This is a genomic window from Mesorhizobium sp. RSR380A (genome assembly GCF_054719385.1).
Genome location: NZ_JBTTIB010000001.1, coordinates 174227 through 199207, shown reverse-complemented (window position 1 = coordinate 199207; position 24981 = coordinate 174227). Strand labels below are relative to the sequence as shown.

General features: G+C 59.7%; 32 protein-coding genes and 3 tRNA genes. 21 read left to right on the top strand and 14 right to left on the bottom strand.

The features are described 5' to 3' along the window. Positions 1–464: 464 nt before the first annotated feature. The 4 genes from ACYG9Z_RS01070 (at position 465) to ACYG9Z_RS01055 (ending at position 4382) form a co-directional block, all read left to right on the top strand. A complete protein-coding gene (locus ACYG9Z_RS01070) occupies positions 465–1220 on the top strand; it encodes a Crp/Fnr family transcriptional regulator (protein ID WP_023753207.1) in 756 nt (251 codons plus the stop codon). A 571-nt stretch (positions 1221–1791) separates the two neighbouring features. Continuing rightward, positions 1792–2022 (top strand): hypothetical protein, encoded by a 231-nt coding sequence (locus tag ACYG9Z_RS01065; protein WP_023753206.1) that lies wholly within the window; start codon positions 1792–1794, stop codon positions 2020–2022. Continuing rightward, positions 2022–2264: a DUF982 domain-containing protein gene (locus ACYG9Z_RS01060; RefSeq protein WP_023669677.1), complete on the top strand. Its 243-nt coding sequence runs from the start codon at positions 2022–2024 to the stop codon at positions 2262–2264. The genes ACYG9Z_RS01065 and ACYG9Z_RS01060 overlap by 1 nt, the downstream gene beginning before the upstream one ends. Before the next feature lie 1212 nt (positions 2265–3476). After that, a complete protein-coding gene (locus tag ACYG9Z_RS01055; protein ID WP_348524882.1) occupies positions 3477–4382 on the top strand; it encodes a YihY/virulence factor BrkB family protein in 906 nt (301 codons plus the stop codon). Between the two features lie 16 nt (positions 4383–4398). Here the strand turns inward: ACYG9Z_RS01055 and ACYG9Z_RS01050 are convergent, their stop codons facing one another. The 3 genes from ACYG9Z_RS01050 to ACYG9Z_RS01040 all read right to left on the bottom strand — a co-directional run bounded on the left by ACYG9Z_RS01050 (position 4399) and on the right by ACYG9Z_RS01040 (position 5319). Next, positions 4399–4707, bottom strand: coding sequence for a KTSC domain-containing protein (locus ACYG9Z_RS01050; RefSeq protein ID WP_023753203.1), 309 nt, complete (start codon positions 4705–4707; stop codon positions 4399–4401). A gap of 41 nt (positions 4708–4748) precedes the next feature. Beyond that, positions 4749–4943 (bottom strand): hypothetical protein, encoded by a 195-nt coding sequence (locus ACYG9Z_RS01045; RefSeq protein WP_031244300.1) that lies wholly within the window; start codon positions 4941–4943, stop codon positions 4749–4751. A gap of 187 nt (positions 4944–5130) precedes the next feature. Then, entirely contained in the window at positions 5131–5319 is a 189-nt protein-coding gene (locus ACYG9Z_RS01040) for a DUF3606 domain-containing protein (protein WP_023708231.1), read from the bottom strand. Between the two features lie 124 nt (positions 5320–5443). Between ACYG9Z_RS01040 and ACYG9Z_RS01035 the strand changes: the two genes are divergently transcribed. Further along, complete coding sequence (locus ACYG9Z_RS01035) at positions 5444–6310, top strand: ATP-dependent DNA ligase (protein ID WP_023753201.1); 867 nt, start codon at positions 5444–5446, stop codon at positions 6308–6310. Positions 6311–6767: 457 nt separating this feature from the next. Next, positions 6768–7073 (top strand): hypothetical protein, encoded by a 306-nt coding sequence (locus ACYG9Z_RS01030; RefSeq protein ID WP_023753200.1) that lies wholly within the window; start codon positions 6768–6770, stop codon positions 7071–7073. Between the two features lie 718 nt (positions 7074–7791). Here ACYG9Z_RS01030 and ACYG9Z_RS01025 read toward each other — a convergent pair. The 3 genes from ACYG9Z_RS01025 to ACYG9Z_RS01015 all read right to left on the bottom strand — a co-directional run bounded on the left by ACYG9Z_RS01025 (position 7792) and on the right by ACYG9Z_RS01015 (position 9719). Then, on the bottom strand, positions 7792–8040 hold the full coding sequence (locus tag ACYG9Z_RS01025) for a hypothetical protein (protein WP_023740341.1): 249 nt from the start codon (positions 8038–8040) through the stop codon (positions 7792–7794). Positions 8041–8282: 242 nt separating this feature from the next. Then, a complete protein-coding gene (locus ACYG9Z_RS01020) occupies positions 8283–8816 on the bottom strand; it encodes a J domain-containing protein (protein WP_023753199.1) in 534 nt (177 codons plus the stop codon). A 675-nt stretch (positions 8817–9491) separates the two neighbouring features. Further along, on the bottom strand, positions 9492–9719 hold the full coding sequence (locus ACYG9Z_RS01015; RefSeq protein ID WP_023753198.1) for a hypothetical protein: 228 nt from the start codon (positions 9717–9719) through the stop codon (positions 9492–9494). A gap of 84 nt (positions 9720–9803) precedes the next feature. Here ACYG9Z_RS01015 and ACYG9Z_RS01010 point away from each other — a divergent pair, with 84 nt between their 5' ends. Together ACYG9Z_RS01010 and ACYG9Z_RS01005 are read left to right on the top strand one after the other, a co-directional pair. Continuing rightward, complete coding sequence (locus ACYG9Z_RS01010) at positions 9804–10664, top strand: ATP-dependent DNA ligase (RefSeq protein WP_023753197.1); 861 nt, start codon at positions 9804–9806, stop codon at positions 10662–10664. Between the two features lie 5 nt (positions 10665–10669). Next, complete coding sequence (locus ACYG9Z_RS01005; RefSeq protein ID WP_023753196.1) at positions 10670–11047, top strand: hypothetical protein; 378 nt, start codon at positions 10670–10672, stop codon at positions 11045–11047. 559 nt (positions 11048–11606) lie between these two features. On the opposite strand, the gene ACYG9Z_RS01000 is transcribed toward ACYG9Z_RS01005, so the two are convergent. Next, positions 11607–12335, bottom strand: coding sequence for a hypothetical protein (locus tag ACYG9Z_RS01000; protein WP_023753195.1), 729 nt, complete (start codon positions 12333–12335; stop codon positions 11607–11609). Between the two features lie 166 nt (positions 12336–12501). On the opposite strand from ACYG9Z_RS01000, the gene ACYG9Z_RS00995 reads away from it, so the two are divergent. The 3 genes from ACYG9Z_RS00995 (at position 12502) to ACYG9Z_RS00985 (ending at position 13681) form a co-directional block, all read left to right on the top strand. Beyond that, the gene (locus ACYG9Z_RS00995) at positions 12502–12690 is read left to right on the top strand and encodes a hypothetical protein (protein WP_156931630.1); all 189 of its coding nucleotides are present in this window, start codon (positions 12502–12504) and stop codon (positions 12688–12690) included. Positions 12691–12948: 258 nt separating this feature from the next. After that, positions 12949–13359, top strand: a complete 411-nt coding sequence (locus ACYG9Z_RS00990) for a hypothetical protein (RefSeq protein WP_156931628.1) — start codon at positions 12949–12951, stop codon at positions 13357–13359. Between the two features lie 31 nt (positions 13360–13390). Beyond that, entirely contained in the window at positions 13391–13681 is a 291-nt protein-coding gene (locus ACYG9Z_RS00985) for a hypothetical protein (protein WP_023753193.1), read from the top strand. A gap of 152 nt (positions 13682–13833) precedes the next feature. Here ACYG9Z_RS00985 and ACYG9Z_RS00980 read toward each other — a convergent pair. Further along, positions 13834–13909 (bottom strand) — tRNA-Thr (locus ACYG9Z_RS00980). Between the two features lie 158 nt (positions 13910–14067). Between ACYG9Z_RS00980 and ACYG9Z_RS00975 the strand changes: the two genes are divergently transcribed. From ACYG9Z_RS00975 to ACYG9Z_RS00965, 3 genes are all read left to right on the top strand, one after another. Then, a complete protein-coding gene (locus tag ACYG9Z_RS00975) occupies positions 14068–14235 on the top strand; it encodes a hypothetical protein (protein WP_023695307.1) in 168 nt (55 codons plus the stop codon). A 134-nt stretch (positions 14236–14369) separates the two neighbouring features. Further along, the gene (locus ACYG9Z_RS00970; protein ID WP_023695306.1) at positions 14370–14582 is read left to right on the top strand and encodes a hypothetical protein; all 213 of its coding nucleotides are present in this window, start codon (positions 14370–14372) and stop codon (positions 14580–14582) included. 201 nt (positions 14583–14783) lie between these two features. Further along, entirely contained in the window at positions 14784–15092 is a 309-nt protein-coding gene (locus ACYG9Z_RS00965) for a BA14K family protein (protein WP_023667455.1), read from the top strand. Positions 15093–15168: 76 nt separating this feature from the next. On the opposite strand, the gene ACYG9Z_RS00960 is transcribed toward ACYG9Z_RS00965, so the two are convergent. Then, positions 15169–15531 carry a hypothetical protein gene (locus tag ACYG9Z_RS00960; protein ID WP_245259986.1) on the bottom strand — a complete coding sequence of 121 codons (363 nt, stop codon included), beginning with the start codon at positions 15529–15531 and terminating at the stop codon, positions 15169–15171. A gap of 47 nt (positions 15532–15578) precedes the next feature. Next, positions 15579–16397, bottom strand: a complete 819-nt coding sequence (bhcR, locus tag ACYG9Z_RS00955) for an HTH-type transcriptional regulator BhcR (protein WP_023681470.1) — start codon at positions 16395–16397, stop codon at positions 15579–15581. 204 nt (positions 16398–16601) lie between these two features. Here bhcR and gcl point away from each other — a divergent pair, with 204 nt between their 5' ends. The 3 genes from gcl to ACYG9Z_RS00940 all read left to right on the top strand — a co-directional run bounded on the left by gcl (position 16602) and on the right by ACYG9Z_RS00940 (position 20451). Further along, positions 16602–18383, top strand: a complete 1782-nt coding sequence (gene gcl, locus ACYG9Z_RS00950) for a glyoxylate carboligase (protein ID WP_352711381.1) — start codon at positions 16602–16604, stop codon at positions 18381–18383. 168 nt (positions 18384–18551) lie between these two features. Then, entirely contained in the window at positions 18552–19349 is a 798-nt protein-coding gene (gene hyi / locus ACYG9Z_RS00945; RefSeq protein WP_023715773.1) for a hydroxypyruvate isomerase, read from the top strand. Positions 19350–19563: 214 nt separating this feature from the next. Beyond that, a complete protein-coding gene (locus tag ACYG9Z_RS00940) occupies positions 19564–20451 on the top strand; it encodes a 2-hydroxy-3-oxopropionate reductase (protein ID WP_023753190.1) in 888 nt (295 codons plus the stop codon). A gap of 66 nt (positions 20452–20517) precedes the next feature. Here ACYG9Z_RS00940 and ACYG9Z_RS00935 read toward each other — a convergent pair whose 3' ends face one another. Continuing rightward, entirely contained in the window at positions 20518–21369 is an 852-nt protein-coding gene (locus ACYG9Z_RS00935; RefSeq protein ID WP_023753189.1) for a TrmH family RNA methyltransferase, read from the bottom strand. Positions 21370–21579: 210 nt separating this feature from the next. Here ACYG9Z_RS00935 and ACYG9Z_RS00930 point away from each other — a divergent pair. Continuing rightward, positions 21580–21664, top strand: a tRNA-Tyr gene (locus ACYG9Z_RS00930). 28 nt (positions 21665–21692) lie between these two features. Further along, positions 21693–21766: transfer RNA gene (locus tag ACYG9Z_RS00925), tRNA-Gly, on the top strand. An 82-nt stretch (positions 21767–21848) separates the two neighbouring features. On the opposite strand, the gene ACYG9Z_RS00920 is transcribed toward ACYG9Z_RS00925, so the two are convergent. Then, positions 21849–22172 carry a VOC family protein gene (locus ACYG9Z_RS00920; protein WP_306413607.1) on the bottom strand — a complete coding sequence of 108 codons (324 nt, stop codon included), beginning with the start codon at positions 22170–22172 and terminating at the stop codon, positions 21849–21851. 98 nt (positions 22173–22270) lie between these two features. Between ACYG9Z_RS00920 and ACYG9Z_RS00915 the strand changes: the two genes are divergently transcribed. Next, positions 22271–23164 (top strand): helix-turn-helix transcriptional regulator, encoded by an 894-nt coding sequence (locus tag ACYG9Z_RS00915; protein ID WP_023681466.1) that lies wholly within the window; start codon positions 22271–22273, stop codon positions 23162–23164. Here ACYG9Z_RS00915 and ACYG9Z_RS00910 read toward each other — a convergent pair. Then, positions 23154–23630: a YidB family protein gene (locus tag ACYG9Z_RS00910; RefSeq protein WP_023681465.1), complete on the bottom strand. Its 477-nt coding sequence runs from the start codon at positions 23628–23630 to the stop codon at positions 23154–23156. The two genes, ACYG9Z_RS00915 and ACYG9Z_RS00910, sit on opposite strands and share 11 nt — an antisense overlap. A gap of 131 nt (positions 23631–23761) precedes the next feature. On the opposite strand from ACYG9Z_RS00910, the gene ACYG9Z_RS00905 reads away from it, so the two are divergent. Next, positions 23762–24019 (top strand): GlsB/YeaQ/YmgE family stress response membrane protein, encoded by a 258-nt coding sequence (locus tag ACYG9Z_RS00905; protein ID WP_023667446.1) that lies wholly within the window; start codon positions 23762–23764, stop codon positions 24017–24019. 65 nt (positions 24020–24084) lie between these two features. Here ACYG9Z_RS00905 and ACYG9Z_RS00900 read toward each other — a convergent pair whose 3' ends face one another. Next, positions 24085–24972 (bottom strand): DMT family transporter, encoded by an 888-nt coding sequence (locus tag ACYG9Z_RS00900; RefSeq protein WP_023681464.1) that lies wholly within the window; start codon positions 24970–24972, stop codon positions 24085–24087. Positions 24973–24981 lie beyond the last annotated feature (9 nt).

Sequence of the window (24981 nt, the reverse complement as noted above, 5' to 3'; positions counted from 1 at the left end):
GTCAGCAGAATTCCACACCACCTCCGGATAGGCCGTCTAGATCCGGTAACCGCACATTCTTGAGCACATTGTACGATTGTTACGCAAAGCAGCGGCCGCATCGACTCTCATCATCTTGGAACTACATTGCCACAATGGCTCAGCTCTTTGAATCCGCCCCAGTGAACGCTTCATATCAGCTGATCGTGGACCACTATGAGACAGCGGTTTCACTCCAGGAGCGCATTGTAACTCGCGTTCGACAACGCAATTTGTCAACGAAAGGTGATGACGAATTCCTGGAGCATCTGAATGCCGTCTTAGCGCGGGTGCGCCAACGCTTGGCTCAGGCCGATCAACGCAATTAATTAAAAATGGGACATCCGCGGTCCGCAGGCATAGAGTGTGCCATCGACGGCAACTCCAAGGGCGTCCGTCGGCTGTGAGCGATCAACATGCTTCCGCCCCGATAGGGAGAGGGAGCTATGACAGACTCCAGGTCACAAACTCACACTGCCGCGCAACGCGACACCGGCCAAAATTCCATCTATCGCAATTCGCTACTGCTTCGAATGTGCTCGGCAGATTTGGCATTGCTGCAACCTCATTTCGAAAGCGTCTCCCTTGGGCTGAAGACGCATCTCGAAGTGGCGGGGTCACCGATCAGCACCGTGTACTTCTTCGAGAGCGGTCTCGGGTCAGTGGTGGGCGAGCTGCGGCCTGGTATCGAAGCTGAGATCGGAATCATTGGTTGTGAGGGCATGACCGGCTCAGCGCTCGTCATGGGCGATGACCGATCAACGCACGATTGTTACGTGCAATTAGAAGCCCGAGCCTTTGGTATAGACGCGGGCCTCTTCAGCAAGGCGCTTTTGACAAGCCCAACCCTGCGAACTTTTCTGCTCCGCTACGTTCACTACTTTCACCTCCAGGCAAGCTTCACCGCTCTCGGCAATGCCCGGATGAACATCGTCGACAGGCTCTCAAGATGGCTGGTGATGTGTGATGATCGCGTCGACGGGAACCGCTTTGCGATTACGCACGAGTTCTTGTCAGTTATGCTCGGTGTCAGGCGGCCCGGCGTCACCATAGCGCTGCAAACCTTGGAGGGCCAAGGTCTGATACGCTCAATGCGAGGAGAGGTAGTCATTCTTGACCGAGCGCGTCTGATTGCGCTGGCTGATGGGTCATATGGCAGGGCTGAAGCCGAATACGCTCGGCTAGTCGGCAAACTGCATTGACCCCAGACGCCGCGCCCGTGGCACTATCCTGAGTGCCCCTGCAACGGAGCCCGCCGGCTGAGCCACGGTGTTTTTGCGTCAGGCGGGAACATTCCCGCTCTGAGGCTGTTTGGCCACAGCTGGCTCGTTCTTCAGCGGTCCGTGCCGGTGACCAAGATGTCCTCTCCACTCGTCATGGTCGGCCCGCGCAGCCTCCGAAGCAGGCGCGGGCCATCCCTGCAGCGTCTCCAGACGTCAGCGGGCTTTTTATCATTCGCCGTTTATCATGGAAGATTTGCAAGTTCGCGCCTGCGACGTTGCGCCATTGGATCAACACGTCCATGGGACGATCATCAGGCCTCCGCTCGAAAAGCCGGGTATACCCTCCGCTTTGTCCATCCTTGGCGAGCACGGCGTAAATTCCTTGGATTTGCATTCATAAATTGATTCCACCAATAATGAGCAAAGGGCGGGTCCCGTTCCGAAATGCGGTGTTTGCGGCAACCTGCTTTGTACGTTTCCGGCTCTTGCCTTTTTCGGAAAGCGCGCCACAGAATAGCTGATTGAGGTTCTATCTCTCTGGGAGGATGGGATGGACGTTCAAGCACCTGTTCGGCATGTGCAGCAAACGGCCAAGGAGCTGGTCCGCGAGGCCCTGTTGGGCTCTCAACCCGGCGACATAATTTCCGTCAAGGCGACCATTGCAGCGGTGCGCGAGCGCGGCCGTGATCTTCGTGAGACTGACTGCCAGTTGGTCGAAATGATCGTCAATTCAGCCTCCGTTTGGAGACTGTTCATCGCCTTCGACGTTCGGGAAGCGTGATGCCCCACCGTTGGTTCAACCCTCCAGTTTATGTGAAGACCGAGCGCCCGGGACTTCGCCTTGGCGTCAACCGCGTTGATGCCGCCGCCGAGGAGCTCCTAAAGTGGTCCAATCGTGGCCCCAAGTGGAGGCTGGCGGCCGAGGCTTGCCTATCTGCGATGGATGGCAAGATGCCGGGTAATGACTTCCGGCTGCTGTTCGAAGCCGCGGCCGATGAAGAGGAGATGCTACTGCCGGATTAACAACGCTATACGGACGGGACCATGCGCGTCTGTTCGCGTTGGCGGTCGGCGAATTAACTTGAAAAATCAGACGCAAACGGCTGTGGCCATTGCTCTGTTTTGACCTTTTGTGTTACCTATTGTGCTACCTAACGTGCTACAAATGGGGGCGCCAAAGCCAGCATCCCGACGTAGGTGGCCTCGCACTGCGGGCCAGCAGAGGTGTCCCCGATCAACATCGTAAATCCGCGTTCCCGAGCCTCCTTTTCGATCCCTTGAAGAATACCGGAAAGAACGGGTTCGCGATGTCCGACACCAGAACAATAAGCGAATCGGAACGACCCCGGCGAAAATCAATTGCTTGTCGATTGAACTGAAATCCGATCGACCTTGCAGCCTCGTTCACGCGGCTTCGGGTATCCTCCCTCACGTCGCCTGTACGCTCGAATTTCTTCTTTTGGGATCCGCTGGGGCCAGCTCAAAGACCGACGAGGCGCTTAGCCGACTGGCGGCTCATCACGAGAGCGGTCCGGCAGCTTTAGGAGTAGTCGATTTGCAATATGGGTGCCAACTATTCGTCCCAATTGGGACAGGCTGCGGCCGGCAAGCTGCGCCTAGGTCTCACAAAAGGCTCAGGCGTTGGCATCGGAAAAGAGGCGGCTGCTGTTCTGAATGACCGATATGAGGCGCATGCGGTCCGGCAGTATATGGAACGAGAGCAGAAGGTCTGCTTCTGGTGCAAACCAGCGGAAAGGTGCCATTCCGCTGGTGGCGCGATCTTGGCCGCAACGACGTTGGTTGCCGCTGCCTGAAAGCAGACACGGTGGTACCGCGTTGGCAGCTTTGGCGCCTCAAAGCGATATTGAGGCTCAGGACGGTTTTAATCTCACCTCGACCAATCAGCTTGGAAAAGCGGCGATAGTCCGGATGCTCGTACCGCCAGCGGCCGGCGGAGATCGCAGGATGCACGTCAGCTTCCTGCGCCGCCTCCAACACCTCCTCCGTGCTGTTGTCCTTGTCGGTGCAAACGAGCCAGCCTCCGCTTCTATGGTCTCCGAACGAACTAAAATGATCTTGAGAAAACCATTATCAAATGCGCGTCCCGAAATGGGGGCGAAGGCGATGCGAGCGCATCGGAGCGGAAGTTCTATGCCGGCGACCCTCCGCGGAAGTCGGTGCGAAACTCCTGCCACAGCCCGCAACCGGAACATCAGATGTGCTGGTGCATTGCTAGTGAACGCCAATTCGACTGGGCGCAAAATGCATCGCGCGATCACAAATGCATGGGCAATGGTGCGAGAAGCCGTCGTTGGGTTCGTCAACGACAACGCTCTCAGCCATGGCGCAGCAATCGCTTTTTATGCCACAACATCGTTGGCGCCAATTCTGCTCATCGTGGTTGCAATTGCGGGTCTCGCATTCGGTCACGAGGCAGCGCAAGCGGCATTGTCCGCCCAAATCACAGGGATGATGGGTACAGAAAGCGCAAATATCCTTCAAACCGCACTGAAGAGCGCATCCGAAAAGCCATCCGGCGGCACCTGGGCGGCGGTGATTGGCATCATCACCTTGCTTGTGAGCGCTTCCGGGGTCTTCGGCGAAATACAGCAGTCTTTGAACATGATATGGAAGGTCGAAGCGCAGGGCAGTTCGTTGTCGCGCCTGGTGCGCGCACGTGCGGTAAGTCTGGGACTGGTCACCGCACTTGGCTTCATGTTGCTCGTCTCTCTAGTCGCGAGCGCGGCGATTTCGGCCCTAGGCAACCTCATCAACGCACAGTTGCCGTTCGGGACACTTGTCCTGGGCGTTATCAACGCGGTCGTTTCTTTTGTCCTCCTCGCTGCCATTTTCGCCGCTATCTTCAAGGTCTTGCCTGATCGAACCCTGGAATGGCGGGATGTCTGGATTGGCGCTGTTGTGACCGCTGCCCTGTTCACCCTCGGGAAATCGCTTATCGGTTGGTATATAGGCTCCAGCGCGGTCGCGGCCTCATATAGGGCCGCCGGTGGGCTCCTCGTCATCCTGTTGTGGGCTTACTACTCGGCGGAAATTTTTCTTTTTGGTGCGGAAATCACTCGCGCCTATTCCATTCGACACGGCAGCAGGTCCGATCTGGATGCTGTGCTTCACAGTGCTTGACTTGCAACACACGCCACTATCGCCGGCTGATCCCCTGTCCTGATCGCGTACTCTGATCAGGTCTAGGCTCGCCGGGATCGAGGTGGTTCTGAGACTCTGTCAATCGCCCGTCGGGCCCGCTGCCCTCCCTGGCGAGCCGGAATGCATAACGGTTCCGGATGTGGCTGTTAAAATAGACGCCCTTGGCAAAGGCAGCTTTGAACGCGGCAAACGCCTCAGCAGGTACGTCCAAAAACTCGTATTTCTTCCCGCTCGCTACAAACCAAACCGAGAGAACCCTGGTGTTCGGGTCATAGTCGAACTTGCGTATCGAGGTCGACGGCATGGTATGCCATTCAAAAACTCAGTAGCCGAGTTGATCGCCACCTACAGGCTGAAACTGTATTCGAATATGTGGCCGCGCTTTTCGTCGGCAACCCTGATCCAGATGGGCTCGCTGGTGCGCAGAGTGACGTCGCGCTCTGTCGCTTCCCGCGCCGCCCTGATCGGCGTTGTCGCGTGGACGATGTGGGTAGCCGTTACGGTATCGCCGTCCATTTCCTCAACGTGGTATTTCGGCACTTTTGGTCCTAAGCGTCCAGTTCGAGCGGCTCGTGCTCCGGATCGGCATGATAAGTGACCTGGCGAAAATCGCGCATATCAATCTGTTGCCCGCAAACAGGGCAAGGGAGGAAATGCGCCAGTTCGCTCGCGGGCGGGCCTTCATGTCGGTGCCCGATTAGTGGTCTGCCGAGATCAGACAGCCTGGTCATTGTTTCCGCAGCGCCTTGGCTACCCGCTCCAAAGTCTCGCGTTGGTTGCCGTGCTTCGCGATCAGCTCTTTGACCTGCTGGGGTGTGATGCCGGTCTTTGTTGCGAAATATTCGACTTCATAATCCTCATCGGCCGAGACACGGTCCCGATCACGAAAATCCCGCTTGCTCTTGTCGTCGGCCATATCGATTCCTCCTTCGCTCATCCCGCAACGCCGAGTTGACGTGTTTGTTGCACCCAAGAGGCTGATTCCGGTTTCGGAACTATTTTAGCTTCATCTTATTGAATCGCCGGAGGGTGGTCAGTACATGCGTTTGAAGTTCATCGAGCCGTTGATGCCGACCCTTGTGGAGAAGCCTCCCGAGGGTGAAGGCTGGACCCACGAAGTCAAGTTCGACGGCTACCGATCGCAGATGATCATTGATGAAGTCGGCACGCGCATTTATACGCGCAATGGCCACGACTGGACGGCAAAATATCGCGACATGGTGAGAGAGGCCAAGCGCCTTGGTGCCGAAAGCGCCATTGTCGACGGCGAGATCGTCGTTCTGAACGACAAGGGCCTTTCGGATTTCGCAGCGCTGCGCAGAGCTATCACCCGCCGGCAGCACGACTTGTATTTTGTTGCCTTTGATCTGCTTCACCTTAACGGCCATGATCTGCGAGACATGGCGCTGGAGGAGCGGCGCGAGATCCTGTCCAGCATGATCGTGCGCGGCGGGCGTATTCAGTTCAGCGAGCCCTTGCCGGGGGAAGCCAAGGCCATCTTTCACTTGCTCGACCAGGCCGGACATGAAGGCATGGTGTCGAAGCGGAAGGGCAGCAAATACCGAAGCGGTCCGTCGACCAACTGGCTGAAGGCCAAGTGCTATGCGATTGACGAGTTCGATCTGCTCGGCGTCGAGCGTGAAGCTGGCAAGCCGGCTTTCGCTCTCATGGCCGAGCGGGGAACAGGGCGCTATGTCGGCAGCGCGTTCGTCACCTTGAACCGGGAAATGCGCGAGAGGCTATGGAAACGCGTCCAGGAGCACCCAGGCACGGCGCCCAAGGGCATCATGAAGCGGCCAGCGACGCAATGGATCAAGCCAGGGCTGATCGGTCTTGTGAAGCACCTGCGCGGCGAGGATGACCTGCGGCATGCATCGCTGCAGGACTTCCGCGAGGAGAACAAATAGCAGCTCCACAACTGGTCATCGCTTTTGCGAGAGGCGCGCATCCTAACGCCGCAAAGGCGGAGCTGAACGCGATACCGCAGGAACTCGCCTCACGCTTGTCAACGGTTAACACGGCTAAGAACGCCTTAACACAATTCACTTCGTCACTGTCATTGCCAAGAATAGGTATGGAGTTTTTAGACATTCATTCATCTATTCGTGCTTCTAATGAGCTATGTCTTTCAGCATCTTCACCCGGATCTGGTTTGGAGGATGTCGTGGTCACGATCATAATTAATGCCGACAGCGGAGGTTTCCGCATGGCACATCTTACGGCCGATACGCGTATCTGATCGCGTTCCCGTTTTTCGATCAATACCCAATCAATCACTCAACGACCACACCGTCCCGCTGGTTGCGAGCTAAAACACCGCCGGCCTTGGTTTGAAAAATGGGCTGACAGCCTTGGAGGCGCATTATGACAAAGATCTTTGATATCCTGGTGGGAAGCATGGCCATTGGAGCCGTTCTCGCAAATCTTTGCATGCCGGCGAACGCCGCAGTTGGCGACGACGGAACCACTGCACCCATTGGCACGAGCGGTGCCACTGTCGGAACCGAGTCCCCCGACAATTCGACCAATACGGATCTGACTCGCATTGTCGACGCTATGTCGAGCGCCGAAATCACTCGGTTCAAGAAGCGCTGCATCGACGTGATCGAGAGCCGGGGCGTTTATGATCGTGACCTGCGCCAGCTCTGCCTGCTGATCTGGCGCCACTAACCAATCGTTCGCAAGTGCCGGAGCTGTCGACATGACACTCTCCAGTTCCGACACTGGAGGCCCGCCCACCGAAAGGTTGGCGGGCTTTTAGATAGCGGCCCTTACCCTACGGTTGGGTAAGTGTTTCCGCCCGATTACCGCGCCGCATCCCGCTCCATCGCGATCTTCACTGCACTTCCCAATGCGAATACACGCTCTCAAGCAAGTGATCGAAGCGCCGCAGATAAAACACCACTTCACCTCGGCGCCAACATCCAACAGGCCTTCGAAAAAGGATGGATGAGCGCTTGCTCGAGAAAATTCCTCGCCTGACATTAGTCAGTTTCTAAATGCTTTAGATCCATCGCGGCCTCCCTTCCGGCGAAGGGATTTATTCACTCTTTTTTTTGCAAAGGAGGTTCAAAGGTACAGTTTCGTACAGGGGAGGCCCCGGCCTAATCGGCCAACATTGAGCGTGGTCGGCGCTGTCGGGGGCAACGTTACAGTTGGGTGACGTGACGGTGCCGACCACACTGGAGAGTGGCATTAACCACACCCCGATCCTACCCGCAGAATGACAGCGCAGCAATTAACGCCTGATGGTCTAATCCGCGCTGCAACCATAACCCGATTTAAACTCGGTCCTTTCCCGAGTGCCCGTATGAGTTTGAGCTGTGAAGCACCTGCGCGGCGAGGAGGACCTCCGCCACGCCTCACTGCAGGACTTCCGCGAGGAGAACTAGCCCGGAGGCTTCTCCCGCGGCTGTGCCGGTCCTGTCATGTTCGGCTGGATGAATGGCGCCCTCTTGCCGGTAATGGTCTGAACCGACTTCAACAGCGGTCGATGGACCTCACGTAGAGCTTGGTAGTGCTCGCTGTGATACGCCAGGAGCGGCCCGACGATGCTCTTGTGCAGCGCTTCGGCTGCCGCGATGAAGCGCTCGATTTCAGCCCGGGAAAGCTGTTCGGAAGGTTTGGTTCTGGCCATTGGCGATCTCCGCTTGAGGGGGTCGCCGCAACGAGGACTACAATCCTACATGCCGGACTGCCTCACAATAGGGCTCGCTGGCCTACTTCGAGGGAAGCGATAGGACCAGCGTCAGCATGATCCTCATTGCCCCCGCCCGCAAGCGGCCACCGAAGACCCTATTTCCTCAGCCGATCTGGTCTCGGCAAAATGACGCGCGAGGCTCCCCTGGAGCCTTGCGGAATCTTGGGCAGATACCCTCTCTATTCTCTACTCAGGAGCCGAATGCTGGTATCGCGACGCAGTTCGGAATCGGCGCGATCGACGCCTTCAACCGTGATCGCGATTGTCCCGTTCTCAATTCTTGCAATCCATCCCTTTGCCTTCATGTACCAGAGATGAAACTCCAGATGCTCTGGTGGACAGCCTAACAACCGTTCGATTTCGACGTCGCCAATGCCCGGATTGCCGACATCCTGGCGGCGCTTCACATAGAGCAGCGAAAGCAGTTTGGCCTGGACCAAAGCATCCTTCTCGACCCCTTTGGGGTCGCTTGCCTCCTCGACCAATTTAAGCCGCTCACCGGCATGCTCTCGATAGGAGATATCGTACTGGGCGCGCTTAACGGGATCCTTCAAGACGTTGTGTGCTTCTACTATTTCGCTGAAGCGGGCTTCGTTTCCAGTTTGCTGATTGTCGGGATGATAGCGCATCGCAAAGTAGCGGAATATTCGCTCAAGTGTCTCCGAGTTGGCGTTTGGGCTGATCTCCAAGAGTTCGTAGTAATCGACGAACAATGCGCTGCTCCCTCAAACATCGCTCGACAGCCGCGCGGGGGCCGCCTACATGCCCTCACTCGTCGAGTTCATATACGGACAATACATTGCGCCCGGGGTCAAGATGAGCGGGAGCTAATGGACGTCAGCCAAGGCGGCTCCCGCGCGGGGTGCAACGAAAATGGCCGGCGCCGCAGTGGGAGATTGCCTGATCAGCGCCGGCCGGACGGTAATCAGGTCCGCCGCAACACAGCGATATCTGATTCTTGACGTTACGTCATGCGTCTGGCGGGGCTCTGTGAGGACGTTGGAGATACAGTCGAAGGTCGTATGACCAGATTCTAGATCGAACCGGGTTCAATGTGAATCCCCTTGGAACATTGTAGCCTCGAAACACTTCGGGCGTTGCACTGCCCCATCAGTGCACCGTTCCCTTCTGTTGGAACTGGCCGGCTGCCGAAAGGTGGCCGGCTTTTTTGCGCTTTTGGGAACACAGCGGGCCTTTTGCCGTTTGGTGCCATGGAACAGCTTCGCAGCCAGATGCGGGTATTCGCCGATCCGGGCATGTGGGTCGCCTTGGCGGCAGTGCTGATCCCTTATGCGATCGGTGTCGCACTGCTTCTGAGGGTAGCCGGTTGACGGACCCGCCGGCCGAAAGCTTTGCGCAAAGCAAAACAGCCGGTCGTCACGGGGCGTCTAGGACTTGATGCTTGGGGACGGTGGTTTCACCATCACGCGCAGTTGCATCTGGTCGATTGTTGCGACGATGGCAGCAGCCAGCGCTTCCGCATCATCCATGAGCCCCGGCCCATAGAGACCGTTCACAGCTTCCTCGCTGGGCAGCACGCCGGGCGGGCAGTGGTCCTCGATTGTGCGCCGGATGAGCGTCAGCGCTGACCGGCATTCGTCGGCTTCAATCTTCATAACTCTTCAAACATGCAATTCGTCTAAAATGTTCCGGAACCGATTTCGGGCTCGCGGCTTGAATCGCCGGGTGTGGGTCAGTGCATGCGTTTGAAGTTCATCGAGCCGTTAATGCCGACCTTGGTGGAGAAGCCTCCCGAGGGCGATGGATGGACTCACGAGGTGAAGTTTGACGGCTACCGTTCCCAGATGATCATCGACGAGGACGGCACGCGGATCTACACCCGTCGCGGGCTCGACTGGACAACCAAATACCGCGACATCGTGACCGCAAGCGCAGAGCTCGGCGCCGAGAGCGCAATCATAGACGGAGAAATCATCGTCCTGAACGAAGCCGGCCTTTCCGACTTCGGCGAACTGCGCAAGGCCATCACACGCCGGCAGCACGATCTCTATTTCGTTGCCTTCGATCTCCTCCACCTCAATGGCCACGATCTGCGCGATATGGCGCTAGAGGAGCGGCGTGAGATCCTTGAAAGCATGATCCCAGCCAACATTCGCATCCAATTCAGCCAGGCGCTGCCCGGAGACGCTAAAGCCATATTCCACCTCATTGATGAAGCCGGCCTTGAGGGCATGGTATCGAAGCGCCGTGACAGCAAATACCGCAGCGGCCGGTCGACCGCCTGGCTGAAGATCAAGAGCTACATGGTGGAGGAATACGACCTGCTCGGCGTTGAGCGGGAGCCGGGCAAGCCGGCCTTTGCGCTGATGGCCGATCGGAAGACCGGGCAGTATGTCGGCTCGGCGTTCATCAACTCCGGCCGGGCAATCCGGGAACGGCTATGGAAGCGCGTCCAGGAGCACGCTGGGCCGGCGCCGAAGGGCATGAAGCGGCCGGCCACGCAATGGGTCAAGCCGGGCCTTATCGGACGAGTGAAGCACTTGCGCGGCGAGGATGACCTTAGGCATGCCTCGCTGCAGGATTTCCGCGAGGAAGATTGAACGCCATGCCAGCAGCAGATCGCCTTACCGTCCGCTTCGCCTATCAAATCGGCTTTCAGGTCCTCGACGGAAGCGCGATCCTCCAGACGTTCGAGAAACAGGACGAGGCGTTCAAGTTTGTGCTCGGCCGGGGTGCTCGCGTGTGGCTGGCCTGGTCGCGGACCGTCATAGGAGGGCAGACGGCGCCCTTCGATTTCGCCGCAGCGTTCCATCAGGAAAAGGTCGGCCGCATCATGAAGACGATGCACGGCCCAGCCGTAGGCACTTGGTTCTGGACCTGCCACGACGGCGGCGCGCGCGGAACAGTCGAAACGAAGGATGAGGCTGTTGCTGGAGTCGAGCGGGCATTCACGCGGCGCATCGCGGGGGCAGATTGGCGCTAGGTTCAAAGCCTTTGGCGGTACGGAACTTCCAAAGCAACAGCAGCCTACCATGGCACAGCGCGCCGAAGAGGCATTAGCCTTTCACTCCGCAAATACTGATTTTGAAGGGCATTTTAATAAAATGCCATTCAACTAGTTACGCTAGGCTTTCCTCTGCACTGCAATTAACTTTGACCAAACGAAGTAGTGGTGCGCGCCGGTCATTACTTGCGCGATTGCTAAAATAATGAAACTCTCCCACCCATTGGGGATGGGTCGATGGAAGAAAGCCCAGATAGATTTAGTTGCATTCTCGATCCGGCCGGCGCTTGGATGGTATGGGATGACGTTGCCGACGAGCCCGCAACCTTGGGCGGAAGAATACTTATGGGCTGCACGCGAGAACGCGCCGAGACTGCTCGCGACGTACTCTTGCGCATTTACCGAAATAGGCTGGACGCTCGACCAGCTGGCCGCTCCCCCGCTTAAGACATGTCCCGCTGCCGGTATCGCCAGACCGCGCTGGCGAGCATCGAGGCGGTGATTGCGGCGATGTAGAGCGGGGCGAAAGGCACGACCGCTATACAGTCTCCTCGATCGACCACAACCGCGATTCTACATCAGCTTCGATTTCTTTCATGAGAGGTTCGCCGCGATCCTGAAAAGCCCTTCGGGCAGTGCGCTCGCGAGGCCTGATATCCTCTCTCTCGTTGAAGACATGCTCGATCAAGGCCTTGTTCAGGATCTGCTCCAGTTCCTTGAATTTATCACGCATTGACGGCTTTAAGAAAATTCCTTTCGTAGCTAGGTAGACCGCATAATCACGTAGCGCAGTGTTGCTGTCTACGTAGCGGTGGCCGAAGATTCTCTTGATGTATTCGTTTGTCTTTCGGCCCGATTGCCGAATTGCATCCTTTTCGGATGGCTTCAGTGCCGTACCGTGTAAATACTCGTCAAGCTCCACGTCGCTCATGCGATCCAAAACGGGGTACTGCTGGAACTCATTGGTAAAGGCGCCGATGGCGTTGTGAGCCATGACTAGCCGGTTCCACATCTCCGGCAGAACTTCAAACTCACTCTGATGGAGCTTAGTCGCACGATCGAACAAGGTGTTGATCCGAAAGCGCAGCCGTTCCAATTCCTGCTCTTGGCCACTCTTCAGCGCTTCGAGCTGCTTGTCGAATTTCGACTTCAGCCAAGGCTCGCCGAAGAACCGGAAAATTGCGTAGGCAGCGGCGGCGATGGAGCCACCATATAGCAGAACAGATCCGAGAGTTTGCAAAGCAAACTGGTAAATCTGATCGGTCATTTCACTTCGTTCCTATGGCTGCGTCAGGCCAATTCGGCAGGATGCGCTCGCTATAGGCGCTGTTACCAGTGAGGTGTCGACGTCAGCCGATCCAAACGCCGTCTCTCCAGGTGCCAGGTTGGAGAGGAGAGCACCGCCTACTTGAACAGCCCTCCCGGCGGAATCCATGAATGCGCAACTGACGAAAACAGAGTCGAAGGCGTTCGTGCCGGAGTTTGTGACACGAGCGATGGCACTGGCGATGTGGCGCCGATTGTCGATCATCAGCGAATCGACGGTCACGCTTAAACCAGACCCCAATGCGACAAGTGCGATGAGCATACTTCCCCCCGTGAACAAGCATCGCGCCAGATGAGCGCGAACGCAAGCAGCCTCCCTTCGAAGCGAGTGCTTGACGAAATCAGCGAATAAGCAAAGTGTGTCCGTGGGCTAACACCCGGACCTGGAATACGGCGGCGCAACCCTTGGCGGGGCGGCTTCACCGAAAAAGCGAAACTTGGATGCCCTGACAGGCTTCCTAGACGCATGTGGAGCGCCTTGGCGGGCGTCCAACTCGGCTTTTATGGCCGGGGGCGGACGCTATGTCCAGAGGGAAACCTTAAAGGCGTTCGGCTTGTCTTCCAGGCAAGTGTTCAACCCCGGCTATGGCGCTGCTCGCCATGCGGGCCTGAACAGCCCTTCCTGGGGACACTTCAACATGACATCACAGGCAACAACCAGCGACCGGCGGCATTTGCTGGTCGGACTGGCCTCGCTTCCGGCCATAGCGGGCCCTGTAGCGCTGGCGCCGCCCGCAACTATCCCGTCCGATCTGATGGAGAAGATCAATGCGTGGCAGGCAGCGCTGGCCGCCCTGAGCGCGGCACACGATGCCTACAGCGCAAGCCTCCGAGCAAAGCCTATCGATAAGACAGTATGCAACCGCCTTTTCCAAACATTGCTTGATGCCGGCGAAACGAGCCGGTGGCACCGTGATGAAACGATGACGGCGCTAGCGTTCCTCGATCAGGAACGCGTGTCATGACCGGCCACATTCGCGTTCTAAGCCCTACGGCATGCCTAGGGGAACAGACCCGCGCGTCTGGCGCCAGTCCGTCGAGAAGCGACTCAACGACCTCCTGGACCGTGCCACGAGCCTGACAACGGCACTGGATCTCATGCAGGCGGATTGCGATCTGGAGGAAACGGCAGACGACGAGCCGTCGCTTGGCTGCCTTGATGATCTGGAGCTAGACAACGCCGACGACGAGGAAGGCGCCGACGCAGAGCCATGCCCGGACACCTACGGCGAAACGGTGATGTGGGGCGATGATCTGAAATCGCAGGAAGTGCTGGCGTCCCTCTAACGTCGGTTCTTGGTCAAAGTGAACAAGAATAGGGTTTTTAGGCTGGCCCGATGCCTCACGGTGTCGGGCTTTTTGTTACCCTATTTGTTACCCAGAGCGGATTTGTCAGCGGGATGACGCTAAGGGAATGTTCGCTAACGTCTTGATTTTGCTGGTGCCCCCGGACGGAATCGAACCGCCGACCTTCGGTTTACAAAACCGCTGCTCTACCAGCTGAGCTACAAGGGCATGGCGCTCCGGTTAGCATATTTCGTGCGCCAGTAAAGACAAAACTCCGTTTTCGATCGCTAATGGACCCCGCCGAGGTGGGCGGGCCGCCATGCTGAAAACCGCCAATGCGATCCCTACATATTTCTCAGGTGCAAACGCATCGAACGGGGTGTCGCATGATCAGACTTGTCATCATCCTGCCGCTTGTCGTCATTGCCTGGCTGCTTGCGGTAAAGCTCATCAGGGACGTGAAGAGCGCCAATGTCGACTGGACCGGCATCGCCGCCATCGTCGGTTTTATCGCGATGGCGTTTTGGCTGCGGCATGTGACTGGGATGGGATGAATGGTGAATGGTGAATGGGCAAACGCCTTTCGGACCATTGATTACTCGGTACTCGCTTAAAACCTCGAACCTTTCACCACGTCACCGCGACTGATCTCCAGAGGCGAATGGTCGCCTCGATCAAGGAGATCATCATGTTGAAGCGCACTCTTACTTCGGGCCTGGTCGCCATCTTCCTCGCCACCGGCGCGCTCGCCGGTACCGTCCAGTCGTCCTCCGCTCACGGCCATCATCACCACCATCACCATAAGCATCACGACAAGCCCTGGTGGTGGTGGAACCATCACCACAAGCACCATCACCACAAGCATCATCATCACCACGGGAAGGTGATCATCTTCCTTTGAGCGAGACGACCTGCCTCGCGGAAGGGTGGCTTCGGCCGCCCTTTTTTGCGTTTAGCGCTCGATCGATCAGATCATGGTTTCCATCGGCTGATTTCCAGCCTTCAAGAAAATCCCAAATTCTTTCGAACCTTTTTCCGCGCCGAACGACAGATGATCAAGAGGCGGATGGATCGCCTCTCGCAACGAAACAAGGAGATCGTCATGTTCACGCGCAAAATCGCTTCTGCCCTCATCGCCAGCACCGTCGCCGCCACCTCGCTGGTCGGCACCGTCCAGCCCTCGGCCGCCCACAGCCATCACCACAACCGCGAAATCGGCATCGGCATCGCCGCCGGCGTCGGCGGGTTCGTGCTCGGCAGCCTGCTCAACCAGCAGCCCCGCACCGTCTATGTCGACGACGAGGGTGGCTCCTGGCACGTCCGCCGCTGCGCCAACCGCTACGCCAGTTACGATCCGTACTCCGACACCTATGTCGGCTATGACGGCTACCGCCACTATTGCCGCCTTTAGGAGGAGGCACCCCCACACGGAAAGGAGCGGCTGTACGCAGCCCCTCCTTCCTGATTTGAGCGCGCCGCGGTGCGGGCTACGGTTCGGAGATCGGCAATCCCGCTGCACGGCAGATGCGGGCAACACTCGCATTCTGCGATTGATCGCCCATGGCGATGAGTTCGAAGCTGCTTCCTTCATCCGGATAGATCTTGGCGGCGAACGGTTGGTCTGTTGTATGACCACCGGACGACGTCTTTGCAGCGACATGGCCGCAGACCAGGATTTCGCGGCGGCCGTCGAGCGTTCGCTCGCCGGCACGCATCGTCCCGAATTTGGCGGATACAGGATCCTGCAAATGCTGGCGAATGCCGATCGTGATTGTCTCCTCCAAAGCGAGCGAGATCGGAATCTCGCTGACTTGCTGGGAGACAGGGGCGGGCTCGGGCGCCGTCGCCACGCATCCGCACAGTGAAGCGGCGAGCAAAAGCTGAAGCGTTCTCCGCATTATAATCGGAACCCGCCGATCATCCTCGTCACCTCAGCGGCGGCGTCGCGCACCAGCGGCCCGATCTCGTCCAGCCGCTCCATCGTCACCCGCACCGTCGGTCCGGAGACCGAGACACCGCCGATCGGCTCGCCGAACTCGTTGAAAATGGCGGCGGCCACGCAGCGCATGCCGGGATGCCGCTCCTCGTCGTCGACCGACCAGCCGCGGTGCTTGATGACAGCCAGGTCATGGGCCAGCGCCGAAATGTCGGACAGCGTCTTGTCGGTGAAGCGCTGCAGGCCCGACTTGCGCAGAATGGCGGCGACGCGTTCCGGCTCGAGCTGCGCCAGCACCGCCTTGCCGATGCCCGAGGCATGGAAGGAGCTGCGCGTGCCCGGGCGGAAGAAGGCGCGGATCGCCTGATGGGTCTCGACCTGGCTGACGAAAACGACGCAATCGTCCTCGGCGACGCCGAGATTGGCGGTTTCACCGGTCTTCTCCATCAATTCCTGCATGACCACGCGGGCCCGGTCGACAAGCTTGCGGCGGCGCAGGAAGGCGGCACCCATGCGGTAGGTCTCGACGCCGATCGACCACAGCTGGTCCGATGTATCGAACTCGACCATGCCGTGGTTCTGCAGCGTCGTCAGCATGCGGTAGGCGGTGGACGCCGCGAGCTCGCTACGCGCCGAAATCTCGCTCAGCGACAGGCCACTGCCTTCAGCGACGATGGCCAGGATGCGCAAGGCCCGGTCCAGCGACTGCACAGAACCGGCCTCGGACGGACCGTTGAAAGCGCGCGGCCGGCCGCGCTGGCGTTTTTCGCTGGTTTCCATGGCGGCATTGTCGCCGGTTTCGCCGAAATCGCAATGAAAAATTTTTTCATCGATTTTGATGGCCGGATTCATGAAAAACGAAAAAGCCAGGGGAATCAGGGTATAGAAGCGGTTTTCTCGAAATGAAAAATTATTCTGAAAAAATTGAAAAATGAAAACGACACTGGCATTGTTAACCAACCAACAATCTTGAGGAGGCTGGACATGGCCAGGATGCGCGCTGTCGATGCAGCCGTTCTCGTTCTCGAAAAGGAAGGCGTTTCCTGCGGCTTCGGTGTGCCGGGCGCGGCGATCAATCCGTTCTATTCGGCGCTGAAGGCGAGGGGCTCGATCCGCCACATCCTGGCTCGTCACGTCGAAGCGGCCTCGCATATGGCCGAAGGCTACACGAGAGCCAAATCCGGCAATATCGGGCTGTGCATCGGCACCTCGGGCCCGGCCGGCACCGATATGATCACCGGGCTTTATTCGGCGGCGGCGGACTCCATCCCGATCCTGTGCATCACTGGTCAGGCGCCGCGGGCACGGCTCAACAAGGAGGATTTCCAGGCGGTCGATATCGCCGCCATAGCCGCACCCGTCGCCAAATGGGCGGTCACGGTCATGGAGCCCTATCTCGTGCCGATGGCGCTGCAGAAGGCATTTCACCTGATGCGCTCGTCGCGACCGGGCCCGGTGCTCATCGACCTGCCGGTCGACGTGCAATTGGCCGAGATCGAATTCGATATCGATGCCTATGAACCGCTGGTCCCGTTCAAGCCGGCAATGTCGCGCGCCCAGGCCGAAAAGGCCTTGGCGATGCTCAATGCCGCGGAAAAGCCGCTGATCGTCGCCGGCGGCGGCATCATCAACGCCGATGCGTCGGATCTGTTGATCGAATTCGCCGAGATAACGGGCGTGCCGGTCATCCCGACGCTAATGGGCTGGGGCGCGATCCCCGACGACCACCGGCTGATGGCCGGCATGTGCGGGCTTCAGACCTCGCATCGCTACGGCAATGCGACGATGTTGGAAGCCGATTTCGTCTTTGGCATCGGCAATCGCTGGGCCAACCGCCACACCGGTTCGGTCGATGTCTACACCAAGGGCAAGAAATTCATCCATGTCGACATCGAACCGACCCAGATCGGCCGGGTGTTCGCGCCGGATCTCGGCGTCGTCTCGGACGCCGGTGCGGCACTGAAGATGCTGCTCGACGTCGCCACCGAATGGAAGACGGCAGGAAAGCTGCGCGACTGGTCGGGCTGGGCGAAGGAATGCCAGACCCGCAAGAAGACGATGAAGCGCAAGACGCATTTCGAGCAGGTGCCGCTGAAGCCGCAGCGCGTCTATGAGGAGATGAACAAGGCGTTCGGCCGTGACACCACCTACGTCACCACGATCGGCCTCTCGCAGATCGCCGGGGCGCAGTTCCTGCATGTCTACAAGCCGCGCAACTGGATCAATTGCGGCCAGGCCGGCCCGCTCGGCTGGACGCTGCCGGCAGCGCTTGGCGTGCGCGCCGCCGATCCGGATCGCACCATCGTGGCGCTGTCGGGCGACTACGACTTCCAGTTCATGATCGAGGAACTGGCGGCCGGCGCACAGCACAAACTGCCGTATATCCATGTCGTCGTGAACAATGCCTATCTCGGCCTGATCCGCCAGGCGCAGCGCGGTTTTGCGATGGATTTCGAGGTGAGCCTGGCCTTCGAGAACGTCAACCGCGCCAACGATCCGGAGGCCGGCTACGGCGTCGACCATGTCGCGGTCGCAGAAGCGATGGGCTGCAAGGCGGTCCGGGTGCGCAAACCGGAAGAGTTCGCCGGCGCGTTCAAGGAAGCGCAGCGGCTGATGAAGGAATACCAGGTGCCGGTGGTGCTCGAATTCATCCTCGAGCGCGTCACCAACATTTCCATGGGCACGGAAATCGACAAGATCACCGAATTCGAGGACCTTGCCGAAAGCCATGAGGATGCGCCAACGGCGATTGTGTTGCTCGATTAGGCGCGCCGATATTCAGGTGAGACAGGCCTGCAAACGGCGCCTTCCTGCGCTTCCGGTGCTCACGTACAGAAAGTACGTTCCGCTCCGGTTTTCGAAAGTCACCGTTTTCGACTCTGCCCGACCTGAATCTCAACACGCCTAGGGCCAAGCAGAAGAAGGAGAAAAAGAATGCCGCGTTTTTCAGCCAATCTGTCGATGCTCTTTGGCGAGCATGAGTTCCTCGATCGCTTCGATGCCGCAGCCCGCGCCGGCTTCAAGGGCGTCGAATATATCGGCCCCTATGATCATACGCCTGACGTGGTCGCGGCCCGGCTGAAGAAGAACGGCCTGACACAGGTGCTGTTCAACCTCCCGGCCGGCGACTGGGGCAACGGCGAGCGCGGCATCGCGGTTTTGCCCGACCGCGCGCCGGAATTCCGGCAAGGCATCGCCAAGGCGATCAGCTATGCCCATGCGCTCGGCTGCGAGCAGGTCAATTGCCTCGCCGGCATCGCGCCGCAGGGCGTGGATCGTTCGGTGCTGGAAAATACTTTAGCCGAGAACCTCGCGTTTGCAGCCGAGAAACTGGAGCAGGCCGGCATCCGGCTTTTGATCGAGCCGATCAACACGCGCGACATACCGGGTTTTTTCCTGAACTATTCGGAGCAGGCGCTGGCGCTGATCGAGCGCGTCGGTTCGAAGAACCTGTTCCTGCAATACGACATCTATCACATGCAGATCATGGAGGGGGATCTCGCCCGTACCATCGAGGCCAACCTCGGCCGCATCGCGCATATCCAGCTTGCGGACAATCCCGGCCGTCACGAGCCGGGGACGGGCGAGATCAATTATCCCTTCCTCTACGAGCATATCGACAGGATCGGCTATTCCGGCTGGGTCGGAGCGGAATACAAACCGAAGGCGGGGACGGAGGCTGGGCTGGGGTGGTTTCGGGAGCTTAACGGGCAGGGGAGTGCCGCGGCTTAGCTGTTACGATTGAAGTCGCGTTCCTTCGCGCCCCCCTCTGGCCTGCCGGCCATCTCCCCCACAGGTGGGGAGATCGGACGTCATCCCGGCTTTCGCTCCCCAACATTGCAGGGTGAGCGAGGCGCCGAAACTGCCAATCTCCCCACAAGTGGGGGAGATGGCCGGCAGGCCAGAGGGGGCGCGAAGGAACTCAGCCTCAACAAAGGAGAAAACAATGGAAACCATCGGCTTCATCGGCCTTGGCATCATGGGCGCGCCGATGGCGGGGCATCTCCTGGATGCCGGCTACGCCGTCATTGCCAGCGACCACCGCTCGAAGCCGCCGGCCGATCTCGTCGCCAAGGGCTTGAGAAGCATCACCGGCCACGCGGCAGTGGCGAAGGCCGCGGATATCATCATCACCATGGTTCCCGACACCCCGCAGGTAGCCGAGGTGCTGTTCGGCGAGAACGGTGTCGCTTCCGGCCTGAGCAAGGGCAAGCTGGTCATCGACATGAGCTCGATCTCGCCGATCGAGACCAAGGTTTTCGCCAAGAAAATCAACGATCTCGGCTGCGACTATCTTGACGCGCCGGTGTCGGGCGGCGAGGTCGGCGCAAAGGCGGCGTCCCTGACCATCATGGTTGGCGGCGAGGACAAGGCGTTCGAGCGAGCCAAGCCCGTGTTCGAAAAGATGGGCAAGAACATCACGCTTGTCGGCCCGAACGGCGTCGGCCAGACCACCAAGGTTGCCAACCAGATCGTCGTGGCCCTGACCATCGAGGCGGTCGCCGAGGCGCTGGTCTTTGCCTCAAAAGCCGGCGCCGACCCCGCCAAGGTCCGGCAGGCGCTGATGGGCGGGCTGGCGGCATCGCGCATCCTCGAGGTGCATGGCGAGCGCATGATAAAGCGCACCTTCGCGCCGGGCTTCCGCATCGAACTGCACCAGAAGGATCTCAACCTGGCGCTGGAAGGCGCCAAGGCACTCGGTGTCTCGCTGCCCAATACGTCGACCACGCAGCAGCTGTTCAATTCCTGCGCCGCCAATGGCGGGGCGAAGGAGGATCATTCGGCGCTGGTTCGCGCGCTGGAGCGGATGGCGGGGCATGAAGTGGGTGAATAGTGAATGGTGAATAGTGAATGGTGAATGGTGACGGTAAGAACGCTTTCCCATTCACTATTTCACCATTCACCCTCCAAGGAATTTCCGTGCCGCATAAAGGCTCACCGCCGCCGCATTCGACACGTTGAGCGAGCGGATGGCGCCGGGCATGTCAAGGCGGGCGAGCGTGGTCACCGTCTCGCGCGTCTTCTGGCGCAGGCCCTTGCCTTCGGCGCCAAGCACCAGCGCGATCTTCTCGCCTGAAAAACCCGTTTCGAGTTCGGCCGGCCCGTCCGAATCGAGGCCGATGGTCTGGAAGCCGGCTTCGTGCAGCTGTTCCAGCGCGTCGGCGAGGTTCTTCACCTCGACCTGGTCGATATGTTCCAGCGCGCCGGAGGCGGATTTGGCCAGCACGCCGGATTCCTGCGGGCTGTGGCGGGCCGTGGTGATCAGCGCACCGGCGCCGAAGGCGACCGCCGAGCGCAGGATGGCGCCGACATTGTGCGGGTCGGTGACCTGGTCGAGCACCAGCACCAGTTTGGTATCGCCGAGCGCGTCAAGGCGCTTGGGCTTCAGCGGCTCGGCCTCGATCAGCACGCCCTGGTGGACGGCGTCCGAACCGGTGATCTTGTCGATGTCCTTCGGCTCGACCAGTTCGGCCTTGAACGGCAAAGCGGCGAGGTCGGCGATCGCCAGCCGCTCGGCGGCATTGCGCGTCACCAACATCTTTCTGATCCGCCGGCGCGGATTGTCGAGCGCGGCGCGCACCGTGTGCAGGCCATAAAGCCGCACCAGCCCGTCGGCGGCGTTCTCGCCCGGCGGCACCGGCTGGCGCGGCCGGAAGGCAGGCGCGCCGCCGGCCTTCTCGTCGCGATGAGCGCGACGCAGCTTAGCGTAGTGGGTGTCTTTGGCGGTCTTGGACGTGTTGTCATTGCTCATGGCCGGCTTCTATAGCCGCGTCGCCGGGCCATGGATACAGGCAGAAAGCCGGCTTGCCGGGTGAGCTGTCAAAATCAGCGCATTTTGCCTTGGGGTGCGGTTGACACCCACTGGCCTTGCCGCCATAAGGCGCTTCGCTGATTTCGGACAAAACCCTGGTTTCGACCTGATCGGCGAGAATGCCTCGTTGCAAGGCTTCGACGGCAGGCTGGAGAGGTGCCCGAGTGGTTAAAGGGGACGGACTGTAAATCCGTTAGCTTAGCTTACGTTGGTTCGAATCCAACCCTCTCCACCACTGCCAGCCCGCGAACCTTGAGGACGATGCGGGTATAGCTCAGTGGTAGAGCAGCAGCCTTCCAAGCTGAATATGCGGGTTCGATTCCCGCTACCCGCTCCAAACTCCCCACTCCGCATCAGATCTCAGCGAATATCTCGACAACGTTGCCGTCCGGATCGCGGAAGAACACTGTCCTGTGGCCTCATTCCTGGTCGGTGAGCGGCAGGACCGGCTGCACGCCCTTGGCCTGAAGCGCCTCGGCGCAAGCAGCGACCATCTCCGGCGCCACCCGGAATGCCAGCTGAAGCGACAGCGCATCCCGCTGCTGCGGCGTGTCGTTGAACATCATGCCGAGGCTGGTCAAGGCCAGCGTGTTCGGGCCGACCCGATATTCGATCCACCTGTCGCCGAGTTCGCGCTGCAGATCAAATTCCATCACATCCCCGTAGAAGTGCCGCATGGCGGCCATGTCGCGGGCGAAGATGACGGTGTAGTCGATCTGACGGATTTCATTGAGCGCATTCATTGTCGAAGTCCCGTGGGCAGATGTTCGATCGCCCGCAACCTAGCTTTCCTTTAAAGTAGTACAAGACTATAGCTTATACTGGTATCGGAGGTGACTGCATGCCATACGACGGCCCACGGCACGATGAGCTTGCCCGCTTCCTGCGCGAGCGGCGGGACCGCTTGCCGCGGATCGATGGCGCCAATGGCCGCCGCCGGGCGCCGGGCCTCAGGCGCGAAGAGGTCGCCGCCCAGGCGGGGATCAGCACCACCTGGTACACCTGGCTCGAGCAGGGACGGGAGGTGAACGCGTCGCCGCAGGTGCTTCGCTCGCTGGCGCGGGTGCTGAGACTGAGCCGGTCGGAGCAGGCCTATCTCTTCCAATTGGCGCGGCCCGATCTCGATTGGCGAAACCGGCTCGGCGCGCAAGGCCTGCCCAGCGCGCCGTTGCTCAGCCTGCTCGACGGGCTGGCGCCGCACCCGGCATATGTCGTCAATCGCTACTGGCAGGTCGTCGCCTGTAACCATCCGGCGGCGGTGCTGCTTGGGGATTTCGAGACGGATGATGAGTGGTCCGGCAGCCTGCTCGCCCGGCTGTTTCTCGACCTGGAATGGCGGCAGCGCTTTGTCGACTGGCCGGAGGTTTTGCGCTCGGCGGCGGCGCAGTTCCGGCTTGCCACTGTCGCCATGACTCGCGATCCGGTGCTGGCTGCGCTGGTTTCGTCACTGGAAGCGGCAAGCGAAGCGTTCGCCACGTGCTGGAACAGCCGCGACATCGCCGAGCCACCGATCTGGCGGAAATCCATCCGGCACCCTGTCGCCGGCGCGATGTCGTTCGATTTCGCCACGTGCAGCCGGGCGGCCGCGACAGTGATTTCTCGGTTTCCGTCTACACGCCGGTCGATGCGTCGACTGCCAGGCGGTTCGCGGCGCTGGTCGCAGCAACGCCCGACAGCCGCAAGGCGGTGCCGGGCGTGTTTGCGCGTGATGCAGGCGCAGAAGTCTAGCTGTTGAAGGCGGACGCGACCTGGTGTTGCTGCGGCACCTGTCCGTTCGGCGTCAGTCTGTCGACAATGCCGGGCAGGGCTGTGGACAATTGCTTGAGCAACTCCTGCTCGTCCAGTCCGGTCCTTTGCGCGATCTCTCGAATGACCTGCGGGCCGATCGCCTTGCCGAGATCATTGGCGTTGATCGGCTGGTTCTGTCCGGTGCCGACCCAGGAGTCAGCGACATTGCCTTGGCCGGCAGTCTTGAGCTTGTCGAGCAGTCCGCCCAGTCCGCCAAGCAGGCCGCCATCCCCTGAGGCCGTGGTTCCGGTGGGGGCTGGCGTTTGAGGCTGGGCGGGCTCGCCCGTCTCTTCGGCACTCGTCTGTTCGGCGCTTCTGCCGCTCAGCATCTTTCCCACCAGCAGCGCGCCGAGCGCGATCATCAGCGGTTTGGTGATGTTGCCGCCAGGTACGGCGTTGTCAAAAAGTCCCATAGGTCAATCCTCCATAACGACCAAGCCCGTCCCGCCGGCTACAATGGAGCATGCGGGCGGAAATTCAAGTTGGCTTGAGCTTTTGACAATCATGTGACCATGATCGGCCGGCGGGGGAATGGAGAGGAAAAATGGGCATTATCAGTTGGATCATCCTCGGCGTCATCGCCGGCTTTATCGGCAGCAAGATCGTCAACAAGACCGGCCAGGGCCTGATCATGGATATCGTGCTCGGCATTGTCGGCGCCATCGTCGGCGGGCTGATCTTCAGCGCCTTTGGCGCCACGGGCGTGACCGGCCTCAACATCTGGAGCCTGATCGTCGCCGTCATCGGCGCGGTGGTCGTGCTGTGGGCCTATCACCAGTTCTCCGGCAAGCGAACGCTTTAGGCACCAGTCTGCCGACTGGCTGACCGCAGGACGGCCAAACCTGCTTCGACGCGTTGACTTGAAGGTCAGGCGACGACGGTCAGCCTGCGTTTGCGTTCATCAAGCGAGACGATGGTCAGCCCGCTCGCGACCACCAGCAGGATGCCGCAGACCGCCAGGGCATTCGGGAACTGCCCGAATACCAGCACGCCTGAGATGACCGCCCAGACGGTAAAGCAGTAGTAGAACGGCGCCACCACGCCGGTCGGACCGACGCGATAGGCCATGAAGATGAAGAAATGGCCGAAGATCAGGAAGAATCCGGCGCCGGCCATGAGCAGCAGGTGCCGGGCTTCCGGCATCACCCAGCGCTCGGAAACGAGATGCGCGGCGCCCGCGCCGATCAGCACCACCACGACGGCGGAAATGGCGACGATCATGCCCGGCACTTCGGCCGCGACCCGCCTGCCGGCAAGATCGCGCGCCGCCGCCAATGCCGCGTTGCCGAGCGCCAGCAACGCATAGACCGAGATGCCCTGCATGGTCGGCTGGGCCACCATAAGCGCACCGATGAAGCCGAGCCCGATCAGCGCCATGCGCACGCCGCCGATCCGTTCGCCGAACAGGATGGAGGAGCCGACCAGCATCAAAAGCGGGGTGATCTGCCCGAGCGCGGTCGAATCGGCGATCTGCATGTTGGCCAGCGCCACGACGTAGCAAAGGATGGCCGCCAGCTCGAGCAGGTTGCGGCGCAGCACGCGTTTGTCGAAGATCAAAGGGATCTGCCTGCCATAGCCCAGCAGGAACAGCAGCGGCATGCCCCATAGCGTGGCCGCGACCCCGCGCAGGAACAGCACTTCATAGGACGGCAATCCCGCTGTGGCGAGCTTCATCATCGTGTCGTTGACGAGGTACGACCCCGTCGAAACGATCATGAACAGCGGGCCGCGTATGGAGGTCGGTATGAATTGCATGGGGCAACC

Bases quoted from the DNA above. Each gene is read 5' to 3' on its own strand.
- ACYG9Z_RS01070 (WP_023753207.1), top strand. From the start codon at position 465: ATGACAGACTCCAGGTCACAAACTCACACTGCCGCGCAACGCGACACC.
- ACYG9Z_RS01065 (WP_023753206.1), top strand. From the start codon at position 1,792: ATGGACGTTCAAGCACCTGTTCGGCATGTGCAGCAAACGGCCAAGGAG.
- ACYG9Z_RS01060 (WP_023669677.1), top strand. From the start codon at position 2,022: ATGCCCCACCGTTGGTTCAACCCTCCAGTTTATGTGAAGACCGAGCGC.
- ACYG9Z_RS01050 (WP_023753203.1), bottom strand. From the start codon at position 4,707: ATGCCGTCGACCTCGATACGCAAGTTCGACTATGACCCGAACACCAGG.
- ACYG9Z_RS01040 (WP_023708231.1), bottom strand. From the start codon at position 5,319: ATGGCCGACGACAAGAGCAAGCGGGATTTTCGTGATCGGGACCGTGTC.
- ACYG9Z_RS01035 (WP_023753201.1), top strand. From the start codon at position 5,444: ATGCGTTTGAAGTTCATCGAGCCGTTGATGCCGACCCTTGTGGAGAAG.
- ACYG9Z_RS01030 (WP_023753200.1), top strand. From the start codon at position 6,768: ATGACAAAGATCTTTGATATCCTGGTGGGAAGCATGGCCATTGGAGCC.
- ACYG9Z_RS01025 (WP_023740341.1), bottom strand. From the start codon at position 8,040: ATGGCCAGAACCAAACCTTCCGAACAGCTTTCCCGGGCTGAAATCGAG.
- ACYG9Z_RS01015 (WP_023753198.1), bottom strand. From the start codon at position 9,719: ATGAAGATTGAAGCCGACGAATGCCGGTCAGCGCTGACGCTCATCCGG.
- ACYG9Z_RS01010 (WP_023753197.1), top strand. From the start codon at position 9,804: ATGCGTTTGAAGTTCATCGAGCCGTTAATGCCGACCTTGGTGGAGAAG.
- ACYG9Z_RS01005 (WP_023753196.1), top strand. From the start codon at position 10,670: ATGCCAGCAGCAGATCGCCTTACCGTCCGCTTCGCCTATCAAATCGGC.
- ACYG9Z_RS01000 (WP_023753195.1), bottom strand. From the start codon at position 12,335: ATGACCGATCAGATTTACCAGTTTGCTTTGCAAACTCTCGGATCTGTT.
- ACYG9Z_RS00995 (WP_156931630.1), top strand. From the start codon at position 12,502: ATGAATGCGCAACTGACGAAAACAGAGTCGAAGGCGTTCGTGCCGGAG.
- ACYG9Z_RS00985 (WP_023753193.1), top strand. From the start codon at position 13,391: ATGCCTAGGGGAACAGACCCGCGCGTCTGGCGCCAGTCCGTCGAGAAG.
- ACYG9Z_RS00975 (WP_023695307.1), top strand. From the start codon at position 14,068: ATGATCAGACTTGTCATCATCCTGCCGCTTGTCGTCATTGCCTGGCTG.
- ACYG9Z_RS00970 (WP_023695306.1), top strand. From the start codon at position 14,370: ATGTTGAAGCGCACTCTTACTTCGGGCCTGGTCGCCATCTTCCTCGCC.
- ACYG9Z_RS00965 (WP_023667455.1), top strand. From the start codon at position 14,784: ATGTTCACGCGCAAAATCGCTTCTGCCCTCATCGCCAGCACCGTCGCC.
- bhcR (WP_023681470.1), bottom strand. From the start codon at position 16,397: ATGGAAACCAGCGAAAAACGCCAGCGCGGCCGGCCGCGCGCTTTCAAC.
- gcl (WP_352711381.1), top strand. From the start codon at position 16,602: ATGGCCAGGATGCGCGCTGTCGATGCAGCCGTTCTCGTTCTCGAAAAG.
- hyi (WP_023715773.1), top strand. From the start codon at position 18,552: ATGCCGCGTTTTTCAGCCAATCTGTCGATGCTCTTTGGCGAGCATGAG.
- ACYG9Z_RS00940 (WP_023753190.1), top strand. From the start codon at position 19,564: ATGGAAACCATCGGCTTCATCGGCCTTGGCATCATGGGCGCGCCGATG.
- ACYG9Z_RS00935 (WP_023753189.1), bottom strand. From the start codon at position 21,369: ATGAGCAATGACAACACGTCCAAGACCGCCAAAGACACCCACTACGCT.
- ACYG9Z_RS00920 (WP_306413607.1), bottom strand. From the start codon at position 22,172: ATGAATGCGCTCAATGAAATCCGTCAGATCGACTACACCGTCATCTTC.
- ACYG9Z_RS00915 (WP_023681466.1), top strand. From the start codon at position 22,271: ATGCCATACGACGGCCCACGGCACGATGAGCTTGCCCGCTTCCTGCGC.
- ACYG9Z_RS00910 (WP_023681465.1), bottom strand. From the start codon at position 23,630: ATGGGACTTTTTGACAACGCCGTACCTGGCGGCAACATCACCAAACCG.
- ACYG9Z_RS00905 (WP_023667446.1), top strand. From the start codon at position 23,762: ATGGGCATTATCAGTTGGATCATCCTCGGCGTCATCGCCGGCTTTATC.
- ACYG9Z_RS00900 (WP_023681464.1), bottom strand. From the start codon at position 24,972: ATGCAATTCATACCGACCTCCATACGCGGCCCGCTGTTCATGATCGTT.